The sequence below is a fragment of the Agrococcus pavilionensis RW1 genome, assembly GCF_000400485.1.
Classification (GTDB): domain Bacteria; phylum Actinomycetota; class Actinomycetes; order Actinomycetales; family Microbacteriaceae; genus Agrococcus; species Agrococcus pavilionensis.
In genome coordinates this window covers 1-22,907 of the sequence record NZ_ASHR01000003.1, presented here as the reverse complement: position 1 = coordinate 22,907, position 22,907 = coordinate 1, and the positions used below count along the sequence as shown (strand labels likewise).

The 22,907-nt window shown below is 73.4% G+C and carries 20 protein-coding genes and 2 pseudogenes; 14 read left to right on the top strand and 8 right to left on the bottom strand.

Going from position 1 to position 22,907, the window contains the following annotated elements; all coding sequences use genetic code 11:
- Positions 1-54 precede the first annotated feature (54 nt).
- The gene (locus L332_RS16485) at positions 55-2,025 is read right to left on the bottom strand and encodes a BCCT family transporter (protein WP_021009322.1); all 1,971 of its coding nucleotides are present in this window, start codon (positions 2,023-2,025) and stop codon (positions 55-57) included.
- Positions 2,026-2,242: 217 nt separating this feature from the next.
- On the opposite strand from L332_RS16485, the gene L332_RS16480 reads away from it, so the two are divergent.
- Both L332_RS16480 and L332_RS16475 read left to right on the top strand, forming a co-directional pair.
- Positions 2,243-3,397 (top strand): bifunctional 2-methylcitrate synthase/citrate synthase, encoded by a 1,155-nt coding sequence (locus L332_RS16480; RefSeq protein WP_021009321.1) that lies wholly within the window; start codon positions 2,243-2,245, stop codon positions 3,395-3,397.
- Entirely contained in the window at positions 3,394-4,227 is an 834-nt protein-coding gene (locus L332_RS16475) for an aldo/keto reductase (protein WP_021009320.1), read from the top strand. The genes L332_RS16480 and L332_RS16475 overlap by 4 nt, the downstream gene beginning before the upstream one ends.
- A 136-nt stretch (positions 4,228-4,363) precedes the next feature.
- Here the strand turns inward: L332_RS16475 and L332_RS29165 are convergent, their stop codons facing one another.
- Positions 4,364-4,762, bottom strand: a complete 399-nt coding sequence (locus L332_RS29165) for an alpha/beta family hydrolase (RefSeq protein ID WP_144060970.1) — start codon at positions 4,760-4,762, stop codon at positions 4,364-4,366.
- 35 nt (positions 4,763-4,797) lie between these two features.
- Positions 4,798-4,878 (bottom strand): annotated as a pseudogene (locus L332_RS30950) (hypothetical protein); the annotation flags it as partial.
- 30 nt (positions 4,879-4,908) lie between these two features.
- Between L332_RS30950 and L332_RS0114515 the strand changes: the two are divergent.
- Positions 4,909-5,538, top strand: a complete 630-nt coding sequence (locus L332_RS0114515; protein WP_021064825.1) for a DUF2695 domain-containing protein — start codon at positions 4,909-4,911, stop codon at positions 5,536-5,538.
- Between the two features lie 82 nt (positions 5,539-5,620).
- On the top strand, positions 5,621-7,387 hold the full coding sequence (locus tag L332_RS16465) for a thioredoxin domain-containing protein (protein WP_021009318.1): 1,767 nt from the start codon (positions 5,621-5,623) through the stop codon (positions 7,385-7,387).
- Between the two features lie 4 nt (positions 7,388-7,391).
- Here L332_RS16465 and L332_RS16460 read toward each other — a convergent pair whose 3' ends face one another.
- Positions 7,392-9,092 (bottom strand): dolichyl-phosphate-mannose--protein mannosyltransferase, encoded by a 1,701-nt coding sequence (locus tag L332_RS16460; protein ID WP_021009317.1) that lies wholly within the window; start codon positions 9,090-9,092, stop codon positions 7,392-7,394.
- A gap of 120 nt (positions 9,093-9,212) precedes the next feature.
- Here L332_RS16460 and rsmI point away from each other — a divergent pair, with 120 nt between their 5' ends.
- Genes rsmI through L332_RS16445 form a run of 3 tightly spaced genes read left to right on the top strand, consistent with a single transcriptional unit; the run spans position 9,213 to position 12,116 of the window.
- Positions 9,213-10,031: a 16S rRNA (cytidine(1402)-2'-O)-methyltransferase gene (gene rsmI, locus L332_RS16455; RefSeq protein WP_021009316.1), complete on the top strand. Its 819-nt coding sequence runs from the start codon at positions 9,213-9,215 to the stop codon at positions 10,029-10,031.
- Positions 10,032-10,081: 50 nt separating this feature from the next.
- On the top strand, positions 10,082-11,632 hold the full coding sequence (gene metG, locus L332_RS16450) for a methionine--tRNA ligase (RefSeq protein ID WP_021009315.1): 1,551 nt from the start codon (positions 10,082-10,084) through the stop codon (positions 11,630-11,632).
- 16 nt (positions 11,633-11,648) lie between these two features.
- On the top strand, positions 11,649-12,116 hold the full coding sequence (locus L332_RS16445; protein ID WP_021009314.1) for an SRPBCC domain-containing protein: 468 nt from the start codon (positions 11,649-11,651) through the stop codon (positions 12,114-12,116).
- Positions 12,117-12,120: 4 nt separating this feature from the next.
- On the opposite strand, the gene L332_RS16440 is transcribed toward L332_RS16445, so the two are convergent.
- Complete coding sequence (locus L332_RS16440) at positions 12,121-12,660, bottom strand: hypothetical protein (RefSeq protein WP_021009313.1); 540 nt, start codon at positions 12,658-12,660, stop codon at positions 12,121-12,123.
- Between the two features lie 113 nt (positions 12,661-12,773).
- Here L332_RS16440 and L332_RS16435 point away from each other — a divergent pair, with 113 nt between their 5' ends.
- Positions 12,774-13,712 (top strand): TatD family hydrolase, encoded by a 939-nt coding sequence (locus L332_RS16435; protein ID WP_021009312.1) that lies wholly within the window; start codon positions 12,774-12,776, stop codon positions 13,710-13,712.
- A 9-nt stretch (positions 13,713-13,721) separates the two neighbouring features.
- Here L332_RS16435 and L332_RS16430 read toward each other — a convergent pair whose 3' ends face one another.
- Positions 13,722-14,693, bottom strand: coding sequence for a hypothetical protein (locus L332_RS16430; RefSeq protein WP_144060968.1), 972 nt, complete (start codon positions 14,691-14,693; stop codon positions 13,722-13,724).
- 177 nt (positions 14,694-14,870) lie between these two features.
- On the opposite strand from L332_RS16430, the gene rsmA reads away from it, so the two are divergent.
- Positions 14,871-15,698 carry a 16S rRNA (adenine(1518)-N(6)/adenine(1519)-N(6))-dimethyltransferase RsmA gene (gene rsmA / locus L332_RS16425; protein ID WP_031223152.1) on the top strand — a complete coding sequence of 276 codons (828 nt, stop codon included), beginning with the start codon at positions 14,871-14,873 and terminating at the stop codon, positions 15,696-15,698.
- A 201-nt stretch (positions 15,699-15,899) separates the two neighbouring features.
- Here the strand turns inward: rsmA and L332_RS16420 are convergent, their stop codons facing one another.
- Positions 15,900-16,289, bottom strand: a complete 390-nt coding sequence (locus tag L332_RS16420; RefSeq protein ID WP_021009308.1) for an MmcQ/YjbR family DNA-binding protein — start codon at positions 16,287-16,289, stop codon at positions 15,900-15,902.
- A gap of 69 nt (positions 16,290-16,358) precedes the next feature.
- On the opposite strand from L332_RS16420, the gene L332_RS16415 reads away from it, so the two are divergent.
- The gene (locus L332_RS16415) at positions 16,359-17,279 is read left to right on the top strand and encodes a 4-(cytidine 5'-diphospho)-2-C-methyl-D-erythritol kinase (protein ID WP_021009307.1); all 921 of its coding nucleotides are present in this window, start codon (positions 16,359-16,361) and stop codon (positions 17,277-17,279) included.
- Positions 17,280-17,419: 140 nt separating this feature from the next.
- Positions 17,420-19,210 (top strand): ABC-F family ATP-binding cassette domain-containing protein, encoded by a 1,791-nt coding sequence (locus tag L332_RS16410; RefSeq protein WP_021009306.1) that lies wholly within the window; start codon positions 17,420-17,422, stop codon positions 19,208-19,210.
- Between the two features lie 21 nt (positions 19,211-19,231).
- Here the strand turns inward: L332_RS16410 and L332_RS16405 are convergent, their stop codons facing one another.
- Positions 19,232-19,561, bottom strand: coding sequence for an ArsR/SmtB family transcription factor (locus L332_RS16405; RefSeq protein WP_235045046.1), 330 nt, complete (start codon positions 19,559-19,561; stop codon positions 19,232-19,234).
- A gap of 77 nt (positions 19,562-19,638) precedes the next feature.
- Here L332_RS16405 and L332_RS16400 point away from each other — a divergent pair, with 77 nt between their 5' ends.
- The 3 genes and pseudogenes from L332_RS16400 to L332_RS0114510 all read left to right on the top strand — a co-directional run.
- Entirely contained in the window at positions 19,639-21,672 is a 2,034-nt protein-coding gene (locus L332_RS16400) for a heavy metal translocating P-type ATPase (RefSeq protein WP_021064823.1), read from the top strand.
- Between the two features lie 84 nt (positions 21,673-21,756).
- Entirely contained in the window at positions 21,757-22,443 is a 687-nt protein-coding gene (gene mtrA / locus L332_RS16395; protein ID WP_021009304.1) for an MtrAB system response regulator MtrA, read from the top strand.
- A gap of 3 nt (positions 22,444-22,446) precedes the next feature.
- Positions 22,447-22,907: pseudogene (locus L332_RS0114510) on the top strand (hypothetical protein); the annotation flags it as partial.

Below are 22,907 nucleotides of genomic sequence, written 5' to 3'. Positions count from 1 at the left end.
CTCGCGCTCACTTCTCAGTGAGGCACCTCGGACCCACTCGTACCGTGCGGCTGGTTACCGCGCGGGCGGCGGCTCCGCATCCGTGCTCCGCTCCGAGCGCGCACCGCCCGCCGCGAGGGCGCTGTCGCCCGAGGCGCTGTGGTCGGGACGCTCCGGTCCCTTCGGCTGGATGTGGCCGGGGTCGAGCGTGCGCTGCACGCTGAGTGCGTCGATCGGCCCCGTCGTCGCGTCGGTGTACCAATCGGTGAGCGAGGGGTCGTCGGTGTCGAGCCACGCGCCCGCGCCGTCGTCGGCGTGCACCTGGCTCGAGCCGAAGACGAAGTCGTCGCCGTGCTCCTCGATGCCGAGCCGCACGCCCTGGGCGATCGCCGCCTTCGCGTACTTCCGGCGCAGCATGTAGGGGTCCGAGCGCAGGTCCTTCGCGAGCGCGATCATGATGCCGATCACGACGAAGGCGAACGGCAGGGCGGTCACGACCATGAGCGACTGCAGGCCGCTGAGCGCCTGCTCGCCGCCGGCGACGAGCAGCGTGGCCGCGGTCGCACCGAGCAGCACGCCCCAGACGACCGTGACCCAGCGGCTCGGCTCGGGCTTGCCGCCCTGGCTCATCGACGCCATGACGATCGACGCCGAGTCGGCGGAGGTGACGAAGAAGATGACGATCGACAGCAGCGCGAGGATCGACGTGACGATGCCGAGCGGCAGGTTGCCGAGCACCGCGAAGAGCATCGCCTCGGCCGAGCCCGCCTCGCTGATCCCGAGGCCGTCGGCCTCCATCGCCATCGAGGTGCCGCCGACGATCGTGAACCAGGTGAGGCAGACGACCGAGGGCACGACCACGACGACCGTCACGAACTCGCGCAGCGTGCGCCCCCGGGAGATCTTGGCGATGAACATGCCGACGAACGGCGTCCATGACACCCACCACGCCCAGTAGTAGGTGGTCCACGCCGAGAGGAACGCGGCCGCGTCCTCGCCCTGCGAGGGGTTGCGCGAGAGCATCGTGCCGAGCTCCTCGAAGAACGCGACCGTCACCGAGGGCAGCAGGTTGAGCAGCAGCAGCGTCGGCCCCGTGACGAAGACGAAGAGGCCGAGCACTCCCGCGACCACCATGTTGACGTTGGAGAGCGCCCGGATGCCGCGCTTGATGCCCGAGACGGCCGAGATGACGAACAGGGCCGTCAGCACCGCGATCGTGGCGAGGATGAAGCCGTTGCCGACCTCGCCGACGCCGGCGACGACCTCGACGCCGCGACCGATCTGCAGCGCGCCGATGCCGAGCGAGATCGCCGTGCCGCCGAGGGTCACGATGATCGCGAAGATGTCGACGAGCTGGCCGGCCCAGCCCTCGGTGCGCTGCCCGAAGATCGGGGTGAAGATCGCCGAGATGAGCGGCGAGCGACCGCGGCGGTAGGCCGCGTAGGCGATCGCGCCGCCGACGAGCGCGTAGTAGGCCCACGCCATCGGTCCCCAGTGCAGCACGGTCTGCGCGAGTGCCGAGTGCATCGCGTCGACCGAGCCGGGCTCGGCGTCGAAGCCGTGCGGCGGCGCGAGGAAGAAGGTGAGCGGCTCGAGGGGGCCGTAGAAGAGCAGGCCGATGCCGATGCCGGCGGAGAACAGCATCGCGATCCACGAGACGGTCGAGAACTCGGGCTCCTCGTCGTCGGCGCCCAGGCGCACGCCGCCCGTGCGGCCGTAGCCGACGAAGAGCATGAACACGGTGACCGCGATCGTGAGCGCCCCGAACAGCCAGCCGAAGCGCGAGGTGACCCAGGCGAGCGACGCCGAGCCGACAGACTGGACGCCGGCCGGGTCGACGATGCCCCAGATGATCACGGCAGCAACGAAGGCCCCGGCGACCGCGAAGACCGCCCAGTTCGTGCCGAACACCCTGCCCGTGCGCTCCACGCCGATCCCGGGGATGAGCGCGGGATGCACGAGCCCGGGTTCGGTCACCTCGCGGATGACGCGACGCACCGGGATGCGGCGGTGCTGGTCGGAGGAGGGCGGAGCGGTGTCGGTCATGCGCAGCTCGTCTCGATCGTTGCGGTCTCGGTCTCGTCCGGCCGCGAACGGCCTCCGGGACGCTACCCCGCGATGCTGAGCCTTCCTCGTTCGAGAGCGCGATCGATGCCGGATCGTGATCCGGCCAGCCCTCAGGCTCGTTCGTCGAGCGAACGAGTTCCGAGGAGCGGTGCCCTAGAGTCGGAGGCGGTTCCCCGCCCCTCGACCTAGGAGCACCATGGCCGACATCAAGAAGGGCCTCGCGGGCGTCATCGCCGACACCACCGAGATCTCGAAGGTCAATCCCGACACGAACTCGCTGCTCTACCGCGGCTACCCCGTGCAGGAGCTCGCGCTCACCCAGCCCTTCGAAGCCGTCGCGCACCTGCTGTGGCACGGCGACCTGCCGACCGATGAGCAGCTCGCCGCGCTGCGCGCGAAGGAGCGCGAGCACCGGGCCCTCCCCGAGAACGTCAAGAAGGTCATGGATGCGCTCCCCACGACCGCGCACCCCATGGACGTCGTGCGCACGGCCGTGAGCATCGTCGGCGCCAACGACCCGACGACGGAGGACGCATCCGCCGACCTCGAGAAGGCCTTCCGGCTCTTCGCCGTGCTGCCCGCGATCGTCAGCTACGAGCAGCGCCGCCGCAACGGCCAGGAGCTCGTCGAGCCGCGCGACGACCTCGACTACGCCGCGAACTTCCTCTGGATGTCGTTCGGCGAGGAGGCCGACCCGGTCGTCGTCGAGGCGTTCAACCAGTCGATGGTGCTCTACGCCGAGCACTCGTTCAACGCATCCACCTTCACCGCCCGCGTCATCACCTCGACGCTCGCCGACCTCTACTCCGCCGTGACCGGCGCGATCGGCGCGCTCAAGGGGCACCTGCACGGCGGCGCGAACGAGGCCGTCATGCAGGTCTTCGAGGAGGTCGGCTCGGCCGATCGCGCGGATGCGTGGCTGCAGTCGGCGCTCGACGAGAAGCGCAAGATCATGGGCTTCGGGCACCGCGTCTACAAGAACGGCGACTCGCGCGTGCCGACGATGCGCGCCGCGCTCGAGCGGCTCGTCGAGCACTACGACCGGCCCGACATGCTCGAGATCTACCGCGCGCTCGAGCAGGCGATGGCCGACCGCAAGCCCATCAAGCCGAACCTCGACTTCCCGTCGGGGCCGGCGTACGCGCTCATCGGGTTCGACGTGCCGATCTTCACGCCGCTGTTCGTCGCGGCGCGCGTGACGGGCTGGACCGCACACATCATCGAGCAGCGCGCGAACAACGCGCTCATCCGCCCCCTCTCGGAGTACGTCGGCGTCGACGAACGGCATGTGCCGGGCATCGACGCCGAGGCGCTGCCGGAGGACACGTCCACCATCGAGGAGACCGAGTGACCACGACCATCCCCACCCTGCAGCTCAACGACGGCCGCTCGATCCCGCAGCTCGGGTTCGGCGTCTTCAAGGTCGACCCGGCCGAGACCGAGCGCATCGTCACCGAGGCGCTCGAGGCCGGCTACCGCCACATCGACACTGCGGCGATCTACCGCAACGAGGAGGGCGTGGGCCGCGCGATCGCACGCTCCGGCATCCCGCGCGACGAGCTCTTCATCACGACGAAGCTCTGGAACGACCGCCGCGGCGCCGCCGAGACGCGCGCCGCGATGGGCGAGAGCCTCGAGAAGCTCGGGCTCGACCACGTCGACCTCTACCTGATCCACTGGCCCGCGCCCCCCAACGGCAGCGTCGTCGAGACGTGGGAGACCTTCGCCGAGCTGCGCTCGGAGGGCCTCACGACCTCGATCGGCGTCTCGAACTTCGACGAGCGCTTCCTGCCCGGCGTGCTCGAGACGGGGATCGTGCCGGCCGTCGACCAGATCGAGCTGCACCCGCAGTTCCAGCAGCGCGCCGCGACGGCCCTCGCCGCCGAGCACGACATCAAGATCGAGGCGTGGGGACCGCTCGGCCAGGGCAAGGTCGACTACTCGGCGACGGTCATCGGCGAGATCGCCGAGCGCCTCGGCGTCTCGTGGGCGCAGGTCACGCTCGCGTGGCACCTCGCCGCCGGCCGCATCGTCTTCCCGAAGTCGAACCGCCCCGAGCGCATGGCCGAGAACCTGGCTGCCGCCGAGGTGACGCTCTCGGCCGACGACATCGCCGCGATCGACGCGCTCGACCAGGGTGCGGCCGGCCGCGTCTCGGCCGACCCCGCCGACGCGAACTAGCGCTCGCTCGGGCGGTCGTCCTCTCCGGACCCGTTCTCGGCACGCGGACCCCGGATCTCGGGTCCCGCTGCCGAGAACGGGTCCGTTCCGCGTTGCGCGTGCAGGGGGCCGCGGGGCGCCCGCGCGGGTTGAGCGCTCAGCGCAGCAGCGCGGCGATGCGCGGACCGAGCGCCTCGGCGACCCGCTCCTGGTCGCGGTCGCCCTTCGCGACGAGGAACGAGTGGTCGCCGCCCGCGACCCAGTCGACGCGCGCGTCCGGGAGGCGCTCGACGAGCCGGTCGAGCAGATCGCCCGACTGGAACGGGTCGTTCGTGCCCTGCAGGAACCGCTGGGGCAGCGCGATCGCGTCGAGGTGCGCGTCCTTGAGCCGCTCCGGCTTGCCGGGCGAGTGCAGCGGGTAGCCGAGGTAGAGGAGCCCCGCCGCCGGCATGCCGCCCGCGACCGCGGCGGCCGCCATGCGGCCGCCGAACGACTTGCCGCCCGCCCAGGGTCGTGCGGCAGGAGCGGTGCCACCGCATCCATCACCGTGAGCCACGTGGCGATCGCGCTCGGCTCGCGCTCCGGCTGTCGCTTGCCGGCCTGCGCGTTGGGGAAGCTCGCGCGGGCGACCGCGACGCCGGCGGCGACGAGGCCCCGCGCGGCGCCGACCATCCACGGGCTCGTCGCCGAGCCGCCCGCGCCGTGCATGAGCACGAGGCTCGCCCACGGGTCGCGCGGCACCTCGACGATCGCGTCGACGTGCGGCACGGTCGGGTGCTCGATCGCGACGGGCACGATGCTGGTCTCGTCGAGGGCGTGGGGCTGCATGCCTCGAGCCTCGCATGCCTCGCTCTCCACAGGGCGGCGGATGCGTCGCTCGCGCCGGGCGCGGATCCTGCGACCCTGCGCCGCATGGAGCGATCGATCGCCGACGAGGCGGAGTCCTACCTGCGCGGCCTGCTCGAGGAGTGGGCCGTGCCGCAGCCGGGCGAGTGCATCGCCTGCTACCTCGACCGCGCGCTCGAGGGGAGCGGCTGCGACGGCGACCTGCGCTTCGCCGAGCGCTACCGCGACCTCGTCGCACCGCGCGCGACGGCGCTGCTCGCACGGCTCGAGTCGGCTGGCGGCTACTGCGACTGCGAAGTGCTTGTCAACGCGATGCAGCCTGCGTGGCACCTGTGGTCGACGAGCCGCGAGATCGAGGTCGACGGGCGCACGATCGTGCTCGAGGCCGAGCCGCCCGAGTCGATGCCGCCGTGCCTCGGCGTGCGGCGCGGCTCGACGCAGCCGTGCCGCAACTGGCACCGCATGATCCGGCGCGGCCGATGGTGAGCCGCGGCGGGCGGTCGTCGCGCGGGCCGCCGGCGCTCGCTCGAGCACGCGGCGCCCAGCCTCGCGGAGTAGCGTCCCGCGCATGGAGCGCCCCGTCGACAACCGGCTCGCGCACGCGGCGAGCGACTACTTGCGGCTGCACGCCGACAACCCCGTCGACTGGCGCGAGTGGGGCGAGGAGGCGTTCGCCGAGGCGCACGAGCGCGGCGTGCCGGTGTTCGCCTCGGTCGGCTACGCGACGTGCCACTGGTGCCACGTCATGGCGCGGGAGTCGTTCGCCGACCCCGAGATCGGGCAGCGGCTGCGCGAGGGCTTCGTCGCCATCAAGGTCGACCGCGAGGAGCGGCCCGACGTCGACGACGCGCTCATGGGCGCCGCGAGCGCCTTCACGCGCAACCTCGGCTGGCCGTTGAGCGTCTTCCTCACCCCGGACGGGCTGCCGTTCTTCGCCGGCACCTACTTCCCGCCCACGAGCAGGCAGGGCGTGCCCGGCTTCGGCGAGCTGCTGACCGCGATCGGGCAGGCCTACCGCGAGCAGTCGGAAGCGGTGCTCGCGACCGCGACGCGCGTGCAGGAGGCGCTCCGCGACGCGGCGCGCGGGGGTGGCGGCGACGCGCCGAGCGGCGAGGAGGCGCGCGCGGCCCTGGCTTCGGTCGAGTCCGTCGAGGACTCGTGGCACGGCGGCCTCGGCGAGGGGCAGAAGTTCCCGCAGCCCGGGCTCATCGTGGCGCTCGCCGAGCCGCGCACGGCCGCGCTCGCGCCGGGGCTCGCGGAGCGGCTGCTCGACGCGGCCGCGGGCGACGACGAGGTGGTCGCGGCGGGCGGCTACTCGAGCCTGCGCGGCCGCGACGGCGGCTTCTTCCGCTACGCGACGCAGCGCGACTGGACGGTGCCGCACTTCGAGCGGATGCTCGTCGACAACGCGCAGCTGCTGCACGCCGCGACGCTGCTGGGCCGCGAGACCGTCGCGGCGGGCATCGTCGGCTTCCTCGGCGACGTGCTGCGGCTCCCCGGCGGCGCGTTCGCGATCGCGGAGGACGCGGAGTCGACCGTCGACGGCGAGCGCGTCGAGGGCGGCTGGCACCTCGCGGCCGATCCGGATGCGCCGGGTGTCGAGCGGCCACCGCTCGACCGGCTCGTCGTCACCGCGGCGAACGGCCTCGCGATCGAGGCGCTCGCGATCCGGGCGCTCCGCGACCGAGACGAGCGCGCGCTCGAGCTCGCCCGCGGCGCGGCCGACTTCCTGCTCGAGCACCACGCGGCCGATCCCGCCGCGCTCGTGCACGCGAGCCTCGGCGGCCGGGCCTCGAGCGCCGCGGCGACGGCCGCGGACGCCGGCTGCCTCGCCTCGGGGCTCCTCGCGCTCACCGCCGCGACCGGTGAGGCGCGCTGGGCGATCGCCGCGCGCGCGATCCTCGCCGCAGCGCCCGATCCCACGGCGCCGACTGGCCAGGGCCCGGCGCTCGAGCGCGGCCCCGACTCCGACGGCGACGCCCCCTCCGGCCGCTCGGCGCTCGCAGGCGCGCTGCAGCAGCTCTACGCGCTCACGGGCGACGCGGCGCACCTCGAGCACGCGCAGCGCGTGCTCGACGCGAGCCTCGCGATGCGCAACCCGCTCGCCGGCGCCGCCACCTTGCGCGTCGCGGCGCTGCTCGCCGAGCCGCCGCGCACGACGGTGCTCATCGGCGACCCGCCGGTCGAGCATCGGCGCGAGCCCGGCGCGGTGCTCGCCTCGCCCGAGCAGGCGGCCGAGCTCGCGGCCGCAGGCTTCTCGCTCTTCGAGGGCAAGACGGAGCCCGGCGCCTACCGCTGCGAGGCGTTCGTCTGCGAGCTGCCCGAGCGCTACTGAGCGCTCAGCGGCCCGGCCACATCGGCGGCCAGTAGCGCAGCCGGATGAGGTCCGACTCCAGCTGGATGCCGTACCAGACGGGCATGAACCACAGCGAGACGGCGATCGCCACGACCACGATCACGGCGACGACCGACCAGCCCGCCGCGCGCCGCTCTGCGCCGTCGTCGACGCGAGCGGGAGGCGGGACGGCGGCGGCGACGTCCGCCTCGAGCCCAGTGGACGCATCCGCCGTCAGCCTCCTCGGCCCGACGAGCAGCTGCAGCGCGGAGGCGAGGCCGATGACCATGAACGGCAGCATGACGATCGCGTAGAAGAAGAAGATCGTGCGCTCGGGCACGAGCAGCCACGGCACGTAGCCGGCCGCGACGGCGACGAGCAGGAAGCCCGCGCGGCGGTCGAGCGAGCGGCCGAAGTGGAACAGCAGCACGCCGAGCGCGACGACCGAGCCGTACCAGATGAGCAGGTTCGGCAGCGCGGTGACCCACCACGTGCCCTCGGAGCCCGAGACCATCTCGAAGCCTGTCGGCCGGCCGAGGTAGAACCACTCGAAGGCCGGCGACTGGTAGCTGTGGTCGTTCGTGAGGCCGACGTGGAAGCCGAACTGCTGGACGTGGTACTGCCAGAGCGACTGCAGGCCGAGCGGCACCCACGCGAGCAGCCCGCCCCAGCGCAGGTCGGCGCGCTCGAGCATGAGCTGCGAGCCCCAGCCGCCGTCGAACCAGCCCGCGTAGCTCGCGACGTAGACGACGAGCGCCGGCCCGCACAGCAGCACGAAGCTCGCGGGCGCTTGCGAGAGCAGGGTGCCGAGCCACGGCGAGCGGTAGCCCGCGCGGCGCCGGTCGAGCGCATCCATGAGCACCGTCCACAGCCCGAACGCGGCCAGGAACGCGGCACCCGACCACTTCGTCGCGCACGCGGCGCCGAGCAGCACGCCCGCGACGATGATCCACGGCCGGTTCCAGAAGGCGGCCAGGATGCGCTGCGGCCGGTCGGCGAGGGCGCGCACGGTGCGCGCGGGGGAGCCGCGCCGGTCGAGCAGCAGCGCTCCCGCGCCCGCGAGCACGAACATCGCGAGCACGCCATCGAGGAGCGCCGTGCGGCTCATGACGATCGCGAGCCCGTCGATCGCGACGAGGAAGCCCGCGAGGCTCGCGAACGCGACCGAGCGCAGCAGCCCGCGCGCGACCGCGTAGGTCAGGCCGACGACCGCGATGCCCGCGAGCGCGCTCGGCAGCCGCCACCAGAACGGGTCGGCCATGCCGAACACGGCCATCGCCATGCCGATGATCCACTTGCCGAGCGGCGGGTGCACGACGTAGTCGGGCTCGTCAGTGAGACCGCCCGGGTCGCCCGCCTCGAAGCGCTCGTCGCTGCCCTCGACCCACTCGCCCTCGTAGCCGAGCTGCCAGGTCGACCAGCCCTCCTTGACGTAGTAGGTCTCGTCGAAGACGAGCACGCCCGGGTGCCCGAGGTTCGTGAGCCGCACGATCGCGGCGAGCGCGAGGATCGCGACCGGCGCGCCGATCTCGAGACGGCGACGGATGCGCGGCTCGAGCAGGCGCCGCTCGACGGCCGTGTACGCGGAGGTGAGCCGCCCGCGCGCTCGGCCGGAGCGGCGCGCGAGCGCGGGCTCGGCCACCGCCTCGGCGTCGTCGCGGTCGCCGACGCCGTCGGCGTCGTCGGCGGTGCGGGGCAGGGTCACACGCCCGATTGTCGCATCGCCGCCGATGGCCGCCGCCGTGCGCGCTGCGACACGCTCTGCCGCTTGCGGCGGCGGAGCGGCCCAGCGGGCGGCAGAGCGCGCGCGGGCTAGCCTGGCCGGGTGATCATCCTCGGGGCGACGCCCATCGGCAACCTCGGCGATGCGAGCGGGCGGCTGCGCGAGGCGCTCGCCACCGTGCCGGTCATCGCCGCCGAGGACACCCGCACGACCCGTCAGCTGCTCCGCGCCCTCGGCATCGAGGCGCAGCCGCAGCTCGTCGCGCTCCACGAGCACAACGAGGAGGCGGCCTCGCCCGCGCTCGTCGACCGCGCTCGCGAGGGCGACGTGCTCGTGCTGACCGACGCCGGCATGCCGACCGTGAGCGACCCCGGCTTCCGGCTCGTGCAGGCCGCGGTCGAGGCGGGCGTCGAGGTGACGTGCCTGCCCGGCCCGTCCGCGGTGCTCACGGCGCTCGCGCTCTCGGGGCTGCCGACCGACCGCTTCGCGTTCGACGGCTTCCTGCCGCGGAAGGCGGGGGAGCGCGACCGCATGCTCGCGGCGATCGCGCGCGAGGAGCGCACCGTCGTGCTGTTCGAGGCGCCGCACCGGCTCGCCGAGTCGGTCGAGGCGATCGACCGCGCGATGCCGGGCCGGCGCATCGCCGTCGCGCGCGAGCTCACGAAGCGCTTCGAGGAGGTGCGCCGCGGCACCGCGGCTGAGCTGCTCGACTGGGCGCGCGCGGGCGTGAAGGGCGAGATCGTCATCGTCGTCGAGGGCGCGGCGCCCGTGCTCGCCGACCTCGATGCCGCGGTCGAGCAGGTGCTGCGCCTCAAGCAGGGCGGGATGCGGCTCAAGGATGCCGCTGCCGAGGTCGCGGAGGCGACCGGGCACCCGCGGAACGCCCTCTACCAGGCCGCCCTGACGAATCCGCCCGCCTGAGCGCCCGCGACCGGCGGCCGGGGGAGCCGGCGGCTCCTAGACTTGACCCCATGTCTGAGCGCTTCACGGTGACGACGCCGATCTACTACGTCAACGACGTACCCCACATCGGCCACGCCTACAACGAGGTCGCCACCGACGTCCTCGCCCGCTGGCACCGCATGCGCGGCGACGACACGTGGATGCTCACCGGCACCGACGAGCACGGGCAGAAGATCATGCGCACCGCGGCCGCGAACGGCGTGAGCCCGCAGGAGTGGACGGATCGGCTCGTCGAGACCGCGTGGAAGCCGCAGCTCGAGCTGCTCAACATCGCGAACGACGACTTCATCCGCACGACCGAGGAGCGCCACAAGGCGGGCGTGCGCATCTTCCTCGAGCGCCTCAAGGAGGCCGGCTACATCTACCACGGCGAGTTCGAGGGGCAGTACTGCGTCGGCTGCGAGGAGTACAAGACCGCGAACGACCTCGTGCCGGGCACGGGCGAGTTCGAGGGCCAGCTCGTGTGCGCCATCCACTCCCGCCCGATCGAGGTCGTGCGCGAGGCGAACTACTTCTTCAAGCTCTCGGAGTTCGGCGACCGGCTGCTCGCGCTCTACGACGAGCGGCCCGACTACGTGCAGCCCGAGCACGTGCGCAACGAGGTGCGGCAGTTCGTCAAGCAGGGGCTCACCGACCTCTCGATCAGCCGCAACACGTTCGACTGGGGCATCAAGGTGCCGTGGGACGAGAGCCACGTCGTCTACGTCTGGTTCGAGGCGCTGCTCAACTACATCACCGCCAACGGCTACGGCGTCGACGACGAGCAGTTCGCGCGCCGCTGGCCCGCCGTGCACATCGTGGGCAAGGACATCGCGCGCTTCCACGCCGTCATCTGGCCCGCGATGCAGATGGCCGCAGGGCTCGAGATCTCGGAGCACGTCTTCGGCCACGGCTGGCTGCTCGTCGGCGGCGAGAAGATGTCGAAGTCGAAGGCGACCGGCATCGAGCCGCGGCAGATCACCGACGTCTTCGGCGTCGACGCCTTCCGCTACTACTTCTCGTCGGCGATCGCGTTCGGCTCCGACGGCTCCTTCTCGTGGGAGGACCTCGACGCGCGCTACCACTCGGAGCTCGCGAACGGCCTCGGCAACCTCGCCTCGCGCGTCATCGCGATGGTGCACAAGTACTGCGACGGCGTCGTGCCCGACGTCGCGCCGGACGACGAGATCCAGTCGCTCGTGACGGATGCGGTGGGTCGGGCCGACAGCGCGATCGACCGCTTCGCGATCGACCAGGCGGTCGACGCCGCGATGTCGATCGTCGAGCGGCTCAACGGCTACATCACCGAGCAGGCGCCCTGGGTGCTCGCGAAGGACGAGGCGCAGCGCGACCGGCTCGCGCAGGTGCTCGCCTCGAACGTGCACGGCATCGGCGCGGCCGCGATCCTGCTCGCCCCGATCATGCCCGCGAGCGCGCAGGCGCTGTGGGCAGCGGTCGGCGGCGAGGGCGAGGTGCTCGAGCAGCCGATCCGGCAGGCGCACGAGTGGCGCGGCACGGGCCGCGTGACGACGGTGCCGCCGCTGTTCCCGCGGATCGAGCAGGCGACGCCGGCGGCGTAGGCGTAGGGTCTCGGCCATGGCGGAGACGACCCACGAGCGCGTCGGCGAGCAGTCGATCGTGCACGGGCGCGAGTTCGACGCGAGCCCCGAGCACGTGCAGCGCGCGCACACGACGGCGGAGCTCTTCGCGCAGTGGATGGGCCCGCGCGGCTCGCGGCTGCGCATCGACCGCTTCGAGGCGCACACCGGCGGCCGCTTCGACTACACGGTGGAGGCCGGCGGCGAGTGGCGCTTCTGGGGCTCGTACCACGAGGTCGTCGAGGGCCGGATCGTGCACACGTGGGAGCTCCAGCAGGAGCCCGGGCACCCGACGCTCGAGGTGCTCGAGCTGCGCGAGCTGCCCGGCGGCCGCTGCGCGCTCGAGATCACCTCGACGTTCGCCTCGCGGGCGGCGTGCGACGCCATGGTCGAGTCGAGGCTCGACGGCGGGATGGACGAGGGCTTCGAGCGGCTCGACGAGCTGCTCGCGCACCTCGCGCACTGAGGCGCTACGAGGCGGGCAGGCGCAGCGCGAACTCCTCGCCGAGGCCGACGACGGCGAGGTCGAGCCCGGCGTCGGCGTCGACCTCCTCGGGGACCTCGAGCCGGTACGTGCGCGCCGCGGTCGGCGTCGCGCACGCGTCGCCCTGCAGGAACGCGACGACGAGGGCGGAGTCGCCGCTCGCGACCGGCTCCCCGGCGCTCGGCCAGCAGTCCTGCGCCGCGGGCACCGACACCGCGAACATGGTCGGCTCCTCGATCCAGACGGCGACCGCCCCGAGCCGCAGCACGTCGTCGAGCGATGCGCCGCTCTCGAGCGGGACTCCGGGCTCGCCCGCGTTGAGCGCCTCGGGCGACGCCTCCCGCACCGCTTCGATCGCCTGGGCGACGACCGCCGACGGCCCCTGCGCGCTCGACGACGTCGACGCATCCGGGCGCGCGGCGTAGCCGACGGCGCTCTCGCTCGCGGCTCCCTGGCCGCTCGAGGCGCACCCCGCGGTCGCGAGGCTCGCTGCGATCGTGACGGGCAGTGCGAGTCGAAGGCGCATGCCGTGGGTCCTCCAAACCTGGTCGAGCGTCCACCACGGTGGCAAGGGCGCCCTGGAGCCGCCTGGACGTCCCCCAAGCATTCGCTCTGCTCCGCCCCTCGTAGGCTGGGAGCATGCCTGCCGACCACGACGGAACCGCGCCCCTCGACGTGCCGGAGACCCCCGGCGAGACGGTGCTGCCGGGCGGCGAGTACATCCGCGAGCGGTTCGACGACGGCAAGCGCGACATGACGCGCCCCGACGTGCCCGAGCCGCTCGGCGTGCCCATCTACGACAACCACACGCACCTCGAGATCAAGGACGGCGACGACTTCCCGTACTGGAAGGCGCTGGATGCGGCGGGCCGGGCCGGGGTCGCGGGCGTCATCCAGGTGGGCGGTGACGTCGAGTCGTCGGAGTGGTCGGCCGCGCTCGCGCGGCAGGACGCCCGCGTGCTCGCGGCCGTCGCGATCCACCCGAACGAGGCGCCCGGCTACGCCGAGGCGGGCACGCTCGACGAGGCGCTCGCGGTCATCGCTCGGCTCGCGGCCGAGCCGCGCGTGCGGGCGGTCGGCGAGACGGGCCTCGACTTCTTCCGCACCGGCGAGGACGGCCGGCGCGCGCAGCACGAGTCGTTCGAGGCGCACATCGAGATCGCGAAGCGGCACGGCATCGCGCTGCAGATCCACGATCGCGACGCGCACGACGCGGTCGTCGAGACGCTCCTACGGGTCGGGGCGCCCGAGACGACGGTCTTCCACTGCTTCTCGGGCGACGCGGAGCTCGCGCGCACCGCGGCGGAGCACGGCTGGTACCTCTCGTTCGCCGGCACCGTCACGTTCTCGAACGCGAAGAACCTGCACGCGGCGCTCGAGGTCGCCGACCGCAGCCGGATCCTCGTCGAGACGGATGCGCCGTTCCTGACGCCCGCGCCGTTCCGCGGGCGCCCGAACAGCCCCTACCTCACGCCGCTCACCGTGCGCGCGATGGCGGAGCGGCTCGGCATCGACGCCGACGAGCTCGCGGCCGAGACGGCGGAGAACACGCTGCGCGCCTACGGCAGCTGGGCCTGAGCGGCCTGGTCAGGGCTGCCCGAGCACGTCCTCCGGTGCGAGGGCGATGACGGCCTCGCTGCCGTCGCGCATCGTGCCCGTGACGGTCACCTCGACGCCGAGCGCGGCCGGGATGCGCTCGGGGAGCGGGAACTCCCAGCCGTAGAGCCCGCCGTCGGCGGGGCAGTCCATGTCGCCGGTCGGGAGCTCGAACGCGACCTCGATCGCGCCGGGGCCCGTGACCGTCGCCCCCACCGGCGTCGCGTTGCAGACCGGGGCGACGACAGAGCCGATCGTCATGACGGCGAGCGAGGCGCCCGGCTCGAGCCACTTGACCGCGACCTGCGGGAGGGTGCCCGGGGGGATGACCGCGTCGGCGTCCGGCAGCTGATCCTCGGGGATCGGCGTCGGCGCGGTCGCGCCCGGCTCGTCGTCGATGAGCGACGGCTGGGGGTCGGCTGGGGCGGTCAGCACGTCGTCGGGCTCGACGCGCACCTCCCGCGTCTCGCCGTCGCCCTGCAGATCCGTCAGCTGCACGTCGAGCGGCGCCGCGGCGTCGACCGGCTCCGGGAGGCCGAGCGTCCAGCCGTGCAGCGCGAAGTCGGCCGTGCACATCATCGCCGGGTCGGGCGGGTCGAAGGCGATCGTGACGGCGCCGTCGTCGAGCTCGGCGGCGTTCGGCTGCGGGATGCAGCCGCCCCCGCCGCCCGAGCCGCCGATCACGACCGCGAGCGATTCGCCGGGCTCCGACCACAGCACCGCGACCCCGTCGGCGGAGACGCGCTCGAAGAGCCCGCCGCTCGCGAGCAGCTCGGGCTCGATCGCGACCGGGGCTGCGCCCGCGCCGGCGTCATCGGTCGAGGGCGCGCTCGGGGCGGTCGACTGCCCGGGCGCCGTGCTGCTGCACGCGGCGAGCAGCGCCGCGACCCCGGTGAGCGCGACGGCGGCGAGCGCGCGCGCTCGCGCGCCCCGACGCATCCGGAACCCTGCTCTGCTTGCCATGGCGGTCTCCCTCGGCCGCGACGCGCGTCGTGTCGCGCGTCCCTGCCTGGCATCCTGCCGCATGCCGCTCGGCGACGGCAGTCGCGCTCCTCGGCATAGGCTCGACGCGTGAGCACGGAGGAGACGCCCCAGCGGTCGAGCGATGCGGCGGCGCAGGGCCGGGGGAGCGCCGACGCGCTGCTCGGGGCGGCGGAGATCCGCTCGCTCGCCGCGCGGCTCGACCTGACGCCGACGAAGCGGTGGGGGCAGAACTTCGTCGTCGACGCGAACACCGTGCGCCGGATCGTGCGGACGGCGGATGTCGCCGGTCGCGACGTCGTGGAGGTCGGGCCGGGGCTCGGCTCGCTCACGCTCGGCCTCACGGAGGCGGGCGCCCGGGTCGCCGCGGTCGAGATCGACCCGCGGCTCGCCGAGCTGCTGCCCGAGACCGTCGGGCGCAAGCAGCCGGATGCGCGCCTCGAGGTCGTGCACCACGACGCGCTCACGATCGAGTCGCTGCCGTTCGCGCCCGAGGCGATCGTCGCGAACCTGCCCTACAACGTGTCGGTGCCCGTGCTCATCCACCTGCTCGAGCGGTTCCCGACGATCGACCGCGCGCTCGTGATGGTGCAGGCCGAGGTCGGCCACCGGCTCGCCGCGAAGCCGGGCTCGAAGACCTACGGCTCGCCCTCGGCGAAGGTCGCGTGGTGGGGGCCGTGGGCGCTCGAGGGCGACGTCTCGCGGCAGATCTTCTGGCCGGTGCCGAACGTCGACAGCGTGCTCGTCGGGTTCCGGCGCGGGCCCGCGCGCGGCTCGGAGGAGCTGCGGCGCGCGACGTTCGCCGTGATCGACGGCGCGTTCGGGCAGCGGCGGAAGATGCTGCGGCAAGCGCTCTCGGGCGTCTTCGGCTCGCCAGCCGCCGCGACCGAGGTGCTCGAGCGCGCCGGGGTGGAGCCGACGCTGCGCGGCGAGGCGCTCGCGCTCGACGACTTCATCCGCATCGCCGAGGCCGGCCCCGCGCGCTAGGCGCGGGCGCCCGCGCGCTGCGCCGTCGGCGCGCGCGGCCGGAGCTCCGCCGCCGACGCCCGCGCGCCCGGCGCTGTGCCGCGATCCGAGCCGGACCCCGCTTCGGCGGCGGGACCCGAGATCTCGGGTCCCGCTGCCGAGATCGGGTCCGTGCCCATCCGCGGCGGCTGCCTGCGCCGCAGTTCGGATGAGGCGCGCGCGTCAGCCGCGGGCGTCGAGCTCCGCGACGAGGCGCTTCGGCGCCGTGACGCGGAACGAGGCGTCGACGAGCTCGGCCACGCGCGTCCAGTCGGCGCCGTCGAGGTCGACCGCGACCCATCCGTAGGGGCCGAGGTACGCGGGCTCGACCGCGCCCTCCGCGAGCATCGCGAGCCGCTCGTCGGGCTCGAGCAGCACCGACACGCGCGGTGGGCGGAACCCCGCGGCGTACTCCTCGCGCGTCGAGCCGCCGAAGTAGGCGAAGACCTTCTGCGTGTAGAAGGCCGGCCGGCCGTGCGAGAGCTTCTCCTGCGCCCCCGGCAGCGCGAGCGCGATCTCCCGCAGCCGCGCGAGCAGCGGGTCGTCGTCGTCGAAGGTGCGCGGGTGCGCCATGCGGCGAGCGTAGGGCTCCTGCGGGCGCGCAGGAAGCGCCCCCTCGAGCGCACTAGGTTGGAACGCGTGATGGGCAGGAGCACGGTGCGGGCGAAGGCGCCCGGCAAGATCAACGTGCACCTGGGCGTGGGCGCGATCCAGGACGACGGCTACCACGACGTCGCGACCGCCTACCAGGCGGTGAGCCTCTACGAGATCGTCGAGGCGAGCGAGGCGAGCGACTTCTCGGTGCGCTTCTCGGGCCCCATCCCGCACGACCAGCTCTCGACCGGCGCCGACAACCTCGCGATCCGCGCGGCCATGGCGCTCGCGCGCCGCGGGCGCGTCTCGGGCGGCGTCGCGCTCTCGATCGAGAAGCACGTGCCGATCGCGGGCGGCATGGGCGGCGGCAGCGCCGACGCGGCCGCGACGCTCGTCGCGTGCGACGAGCTGTGGGGGCTGCACCTCGGCCGCGACGCGCTCGTCGAGATCGCGCGCGAGCTCGGCGCCGACGTGCCGTTCGCGCTCGCCGGCGGCACCGCGGTCGGCACCGGCCGCGGCGACCAGCTCACGCCCGCGCTCGCGCGCGGGCAGTTCCACTGGGTGCTCGCCATCGCCGACGCGGGGCTCTCGACGCCCGACGTCTACCGCGCCCTCGACGAGCACCGGGCGCTGCACGCCGCCGACATCGCGCCCGCGCACGACGTGCCGACGGTGGATGCGCGCGTGCTGCAGGCGCTCCGGGCGGGCGACGCGTCGATGCTCGCCGAGGTGCTGCAGAACGACCTGCAGGCACCCGCGCTGCGGCTCATGCCCCGCCTCGCCGGCACGCTCGAGCTCGGCGAGCGCTCCGGCGCGCTCGCGGGCATCGTCTCGGGCTCGGGGCCGACGGTCGCGTTCCTGTGCGACAGCCTCGAGTCGGCGATCGAGCTGCAGGTGACGCTCTCGGCCTCGCAGGTGCTCGCGCTCAAGGTGACCGGGCCGGTGCCCGGCGCGCGCCTCATCGACTGACCCGACGCATCCGCCTGCCGCCCGCCTCGTACTCACCGGGGCGGCTGCGCCCGAGCGGGCACGGCGCGCCGACCCCGCTCGGGCGCGACCGCCCCGGTCGGCGGGCACCGAAGCGCGGCGTGCGGGATGATGGAGGGGATATGGCACATCTCCTGGGCGCCGAGCGCGTCGGCGTCGCGTTCCCGACCCGCACCGTGTTCGAGTCGATCTCGCTCGGCCTCGAGGACGGCGACCGCATCGGCATCGTCGGCCGCAACGGCGACGGCAAGTCGACGCTGCTGCGCGTGCTCGCGGGCAGCCTCGAGCCGACGAGCGGCCGCGTCACGCGCCGCGGCGGCCTGCAGGTCGGCGTGCTCGACCAGCGCGACACGCTCGACCCCGAGGGCACGATCGCCCAGGCCGTCGTCGGCGACCGGCCCGAGCACGAGTGGGCGGGCGACGCGCGCATCCGCGATGCTCTCGCCGGCCTCGTCGGCGACCTCGACTGGCACGCGCGCATCGGCGACCTCTCGGGCGGCCAGCGCCGCCGCGTCGCCCTCGCGCAGCTGCTCGCAGGCGACTGGGACGTGCTGTTCCTCGACGAGCCCACCAACCACCTCGACGTGCAGGGCATCGCCTGGCTCGCCGACCACCTGAACGCCCGCTACGCGACCGGCCGCGGCGCGTTCGTCGCCGTCACGCACGACCGGTGGTTCCTGGATGCGGTGTGCACGGGCACGTGGGAGGTGCACGACCAGGTCGTGGAGCCGTTCGAGGGCGGCTACGCGGCCTACGTGCTGCAGCGCGTCGAGCGCGACCGGATGGCCGCCGCGAGCGAGGCGAAGCGCCAGAACCTCATGAAGAAGGAGCTCGCGTGGCTGCGCCGCGGCGCGCCCGCCCGCACCGCGAAGCCGAAGTTCCGCATCGAGGCGGCGACGCAGCTCATCGAGGACGAGCCGCCCGCGCGCGACCCGATCCAGCTCGCGCAGCTCGCGGCGACCCGGCTCGGGAAGGACGTCGTCGACATCGAGGACGCCTCGGTCGAGCTCGGCGGCCGCACGGTCCTCGACGACGTCACGTGGCGCATCGCGCCCGGCGAGCGCGCGGGCGTGCTCGGCCGCAACGGCGCCGGGAAGTCGACCCTGCTCGCCCTCATCGCGGGACGCATCCGCCCCACCGCCGGTCGCGTCAAGACCGGCAAGACGGTGAAGATCGCCGAGCTCACGCAAGAGCTCGCCGAGCTCGAGCAGCACGAGGACGACCCGGTGCGCACCGTCGTCGGCCGGTTGAAGTCGAGCTACGCCTCGGGCGGCAAGGAGCTCACGCCCGGGCAGCTGCTCGAGCGGCTGGGATTCCGCTCGGGCGAGCTCTCGACCCTCGTGAAGGACCTCTCGGGCGGCCAGCGGCGCCGCCTGCAGCTGCTGCTCATCCTGCTCGACGAGCCGAACGTGCTCATCCTCGACGAGCCCACGAACGACCTCGACACCGACATGCTCGCCGCGATGGAGGACGTGCTCGACTCGTGGGCCGGCTGCCTCATCGTCGTGAGCCACGACCGCTACCTCATCGAGCGCGTCACCGACCACCAGTACGCCGTGCTCGACGGGCGGCTCGTGCACATGCCGGGCGGGGTGGATGCGTACCTCGAGCGATCGGGGAAGGGCTCCGTCGGGCGGTCGGGGTCGACCGCGCCCGCCGATGCCGACGCATCCGACGCTCCGGCGCTCTCGGGCGCCGAGCGCCGCGCGATGGAGAAGGAGGCCGCGAGCCTCGACCGCCGGCTCGCGAAGGCGTCGAGCGATCGCGAGCGGGTGCTGCAGCGCTTCGAGAGCGCCGACCACGCCGACTTCGACGCGCTCGCGGCGCTGCAGGCCGAGCTCGCGGCGGTCGACGAGCGCATCGAGCAGCTCGAGGAGCAGTGGCTCGAGGCGCACGAGGCGCTCGAGGCCTGAGCGGGCGCCACACGCGCCGAGCTACGCTCGCGGCAGGTGCTCGAGGTGGCGGATCGCTTCGTCGAGCAGGTCGACGACGTGGTCGTCGAACAGCGCGTAGTGGATGTGTCGGCCCTCGCGACTCCCGGCGACCAGGCTGAGGTGCCGCAGCAGCCGCAAGTGGTTCGACACGGTCGTCTGGCCGACCTGCAGCTGCGCGCTGAGCTCGGTCACCGTGCTGAGGCGCGCGCGCAGCCCGCTCAGGATCCGGAGTCGGACCGGCGACGCGAGCGCCCGCATGATGTCCGCGAGCCGCTCGGCGTCCGCTGCCGACAAGGGACTCGCATCGGGCAGGGGCGTCTCGTCCAGCATGATGCCCATTGTGCTCCGGCGCGCGAGCAGCGCCCGAATCCGCAACATATCATGATGTTGTGATGTATGGTTGGCGCATGAGTCGATCCGAGTCGATGACCGCTCCGACCGAAGCGCCGCAGGGCCATGCCCACGGATCCGGTCGCTGGGAGCTCTGGTTCGCGATCGCGTCCGGGGTGACGTACGCCGCGGGGATGATCGCCGAGTATGCCATCGGTCTGCCGCTCCTCGGCATCCCGCTCGCGTTCTTCCTCGCCACGTACTTCTTCGGCGGCTTCTTCACCGTCCGCAACGCGATCTCGTCGACGCTGCGCGGCAGGTTCGAGGTCGACTTCCTCATGCTCGTCGCGGCGCTCGGAGCGGCGCTGATCGGCCGGTGGGGCGAGGGTGCGGTGCTGCTGTTCCTGTTCAGCCTCGGGCACGCGCTCGAGGAGTACGCGCTCAGCCGTGCCAGCAAGTCCATCGAGGCGCTCGCCGAGCTCGCCCCGCGCAATGCCCTGGTGCGCCGCGACGGCGGGGAGCCGGTGGAGGTGCCGGTGGAGGAGATCGTCGTCGGCGACATCGTCGTCGTCCGCCCGAACTCGCGCATCCCGTCGGACGGATTCGTCGTCGCGGGCGTGTCCGTCGTCGACCAGTCGGCGGTCACGGGCGAGTCGATCCCGGTGGAGAAGGAGCCCGTGCTCGACCCCGAGCGCGCGATGCGCACCGCCGCCACGCTGCCGGCGGCCAACCGGGTGTTCGCCGGCACGGTCAACGGTGCCGGAGTGCTCGAGATCGAGGTCACGGCCATCGCGGCGGACTCGACGCTGAGCAAGGTCGTCGAGCTCGTGCGCACCGCGGATCAGGCCGCGTCGCCGACGCAGCAGTTCATCGACCGGTTCCAGCGCTGGTACGTGCCCGCGGTGATCCTGGGTGTCGCGGCGACGCTGCTGGTGTCGATGTCGGTGTTCGGGCAGTCGTTCGCGGACGCGTTCTACCTCGCGATGACCGTGCTGGTCGCCGCGAGCCCGTGCGCGCTCGCGATCGCCACGCCCGCGGCCGTGCTCGCTGGCGTGGCGCGCGCCGCACGGGCTGGTGTGCTCGTGAAGGGCGGAGGTCCGCTCGAGACGCTCGGACGGGTCCAGGCGATGGCCTTCGACAAGACCGGCACGCTGACCTGGGGCGCGCCGCGGGTGACCTCCGTCACCGCCGCGGAGGACGCGAGCGAGGCTGAGCTGATCGCGACGCTCGTGGCGGTGGAGGCGCTCAGCGACCACCCCCTCGCCACCGCGATCGTGCGCGACCTGACCGGCCGCGTGCCCGACGCCGAGCGGCTGGCCGCGACGGACCTCAACGCCGTCGTCGGCCGGGGCATCCGCGCGACGATCGACGGCGAGAGCGTCGAGGTCGGCAACCTCCGCATGTTCGACGAGCAGCGGCTCGAGCTGCCGTCCGCGCTCGCAGCGGCCTTCGCCGAGGCGCGGGACTCGGGGCAGACCATGATGATCGCGCGCCGCGGCGACCGGTTCCTCGGCTTCGTCGGCGTGATGGACGCGTCGCGAGCGGAGTCGGCTGCGGTGCTCCGCGCGCTCCGCCGCATGGATGTCGGGCAGCTCGTCATGATCTCCGGGGACAACCAGCGCGTCGCCGACGCCGTCGGCCGCGAGGTCGGCGTGGACACCGCGATCGGCGAGCTGCTGCCCGAGGACAAGGTCGCGCAGATCACCCGCCTGGCGGAGCAGCGGCGCCCGATCGCGATGGTCGGCGACGGGGTCAACGACGCCCCGGCGATGGCCCGCTCCGACGTCGGCATCGCGATGGGCGCGGCTGGCTCGACGGTCGCGCTCGAGACCTGCGACATCGCGCTCATGAGCGACGACCTCGGGCGCGTGCCGTTCGCCGTGCGTCTGAGCCGTGCTGCCAGCCGGATCATACGGCAGAACCTCGTCGCGAGCCTGGCGGTCGTCGCGTTCCTCATCGTGGCCACGTTCCTGGGACTCAACATCGGCGCGGTCGTGCTCATCCACGAGGGATCCACGCTCATCGTCGTCGCCAACGCGCTCCGGCTGCTGAGATTCGACAGGGGCGGAGAGCATGCCGACATCGACCACGAGGACAAGCCGGCGGACTGAGCCGTCGCGCCGACCGGGAGCCCCGGCCGCCTCGGCTACGCTGACGAGACCCGCGCCCGCAGCGCGCGGGCGGAAGGGGCGCCGATGGCTGAGCAGACGATCCTCGTCGTCGACGACGACCTCGCGCTCGCCGAGATGATCGGCATCGTGCTCGAGACCGAGGGCTACCGCCTCGAGCACTGCGCGGACGGGACGGATGCGGTCGAGCGCTTCCGCGAGGCGCGTCCCGACCTCGTGCTGCTCGACCTCATGCTCCCGGGCAAGGACGGCATCCAGATCTGCACCGAGATCCGCGAGGAGTCGGGCGTGCCGATCATCATGCTCACCGCGAAGGGCGACCCGACCGACGTCGTGCTCGGCCTCGAGTCGGGGGCCGACGACTACGTCGTGAAGCCCTTCAACCCGAAGGAGCTCGTCGCGCGCGTGCGCACGCGGCTGCGCGCCCCGCGGCAGGAGGACGGCGGCGTGCTCAGGGTCGCCGACCTCGAGATCGACGTCGAGGGCCACCGCGTCACGCGCGGCGGCGAGGCGATCGCGCTCACGCCGCTCGAGTTCGAGCTGCTCGTCACGCTCGCGCAGAAGCCCAACCAGGTCTTCTCGCGCGAGATGCTGCTCGAGCAGGTGTGGGGGTACCACTACAAGGCCGACACGCGGCTCGTGAACGTGCACGTGCAGCGGCTGCGCTCCAAGGTCGAGCGCGACGTCGACAACCCGGTGGTCGTCACGACCGTGCGCGGGGTCGGCTACCGCGCCGGCGCCCCCACCGGCTAGGCCATGGCCGCGCGACGCCGCCCGATCTGGGAGGGGGTGACGCGCTCGCTGCGGCGCTCGCTGCAGTGGCGCGTCGTCGCGGCGAGCATGGCGCTCTCGACGCTCGCGCTCGTCGGCGTCTTCGGCTACATGTCGCTCTCGGTCGGGCAGAACCTCTTCGAGACGCGCCGCGACGAGGCGCTCGTCGAGGCCGTGCGCGCCTCGGGCGAGATGCAGCAGATCTTCGACGAGGCGGTCACGGCCACGCTCACGAGCGGTGAGGTGGATGCGCTCCAGGACCGGGCGCTCGACGCCGTCACGGGGCTCATCGCGAGCCGCACGTCGACCGAGTACGCGATGCTCCGCACCGACCGGCAGGGCGAGACGCTCCTGCAGATGAACGACGTGCAGTCGCAGGCCTTCGACACCGACCTGCTCTCGACCGAGCTCCGCACGGCCGTCGCCGACGCATCCGACACCGCGCC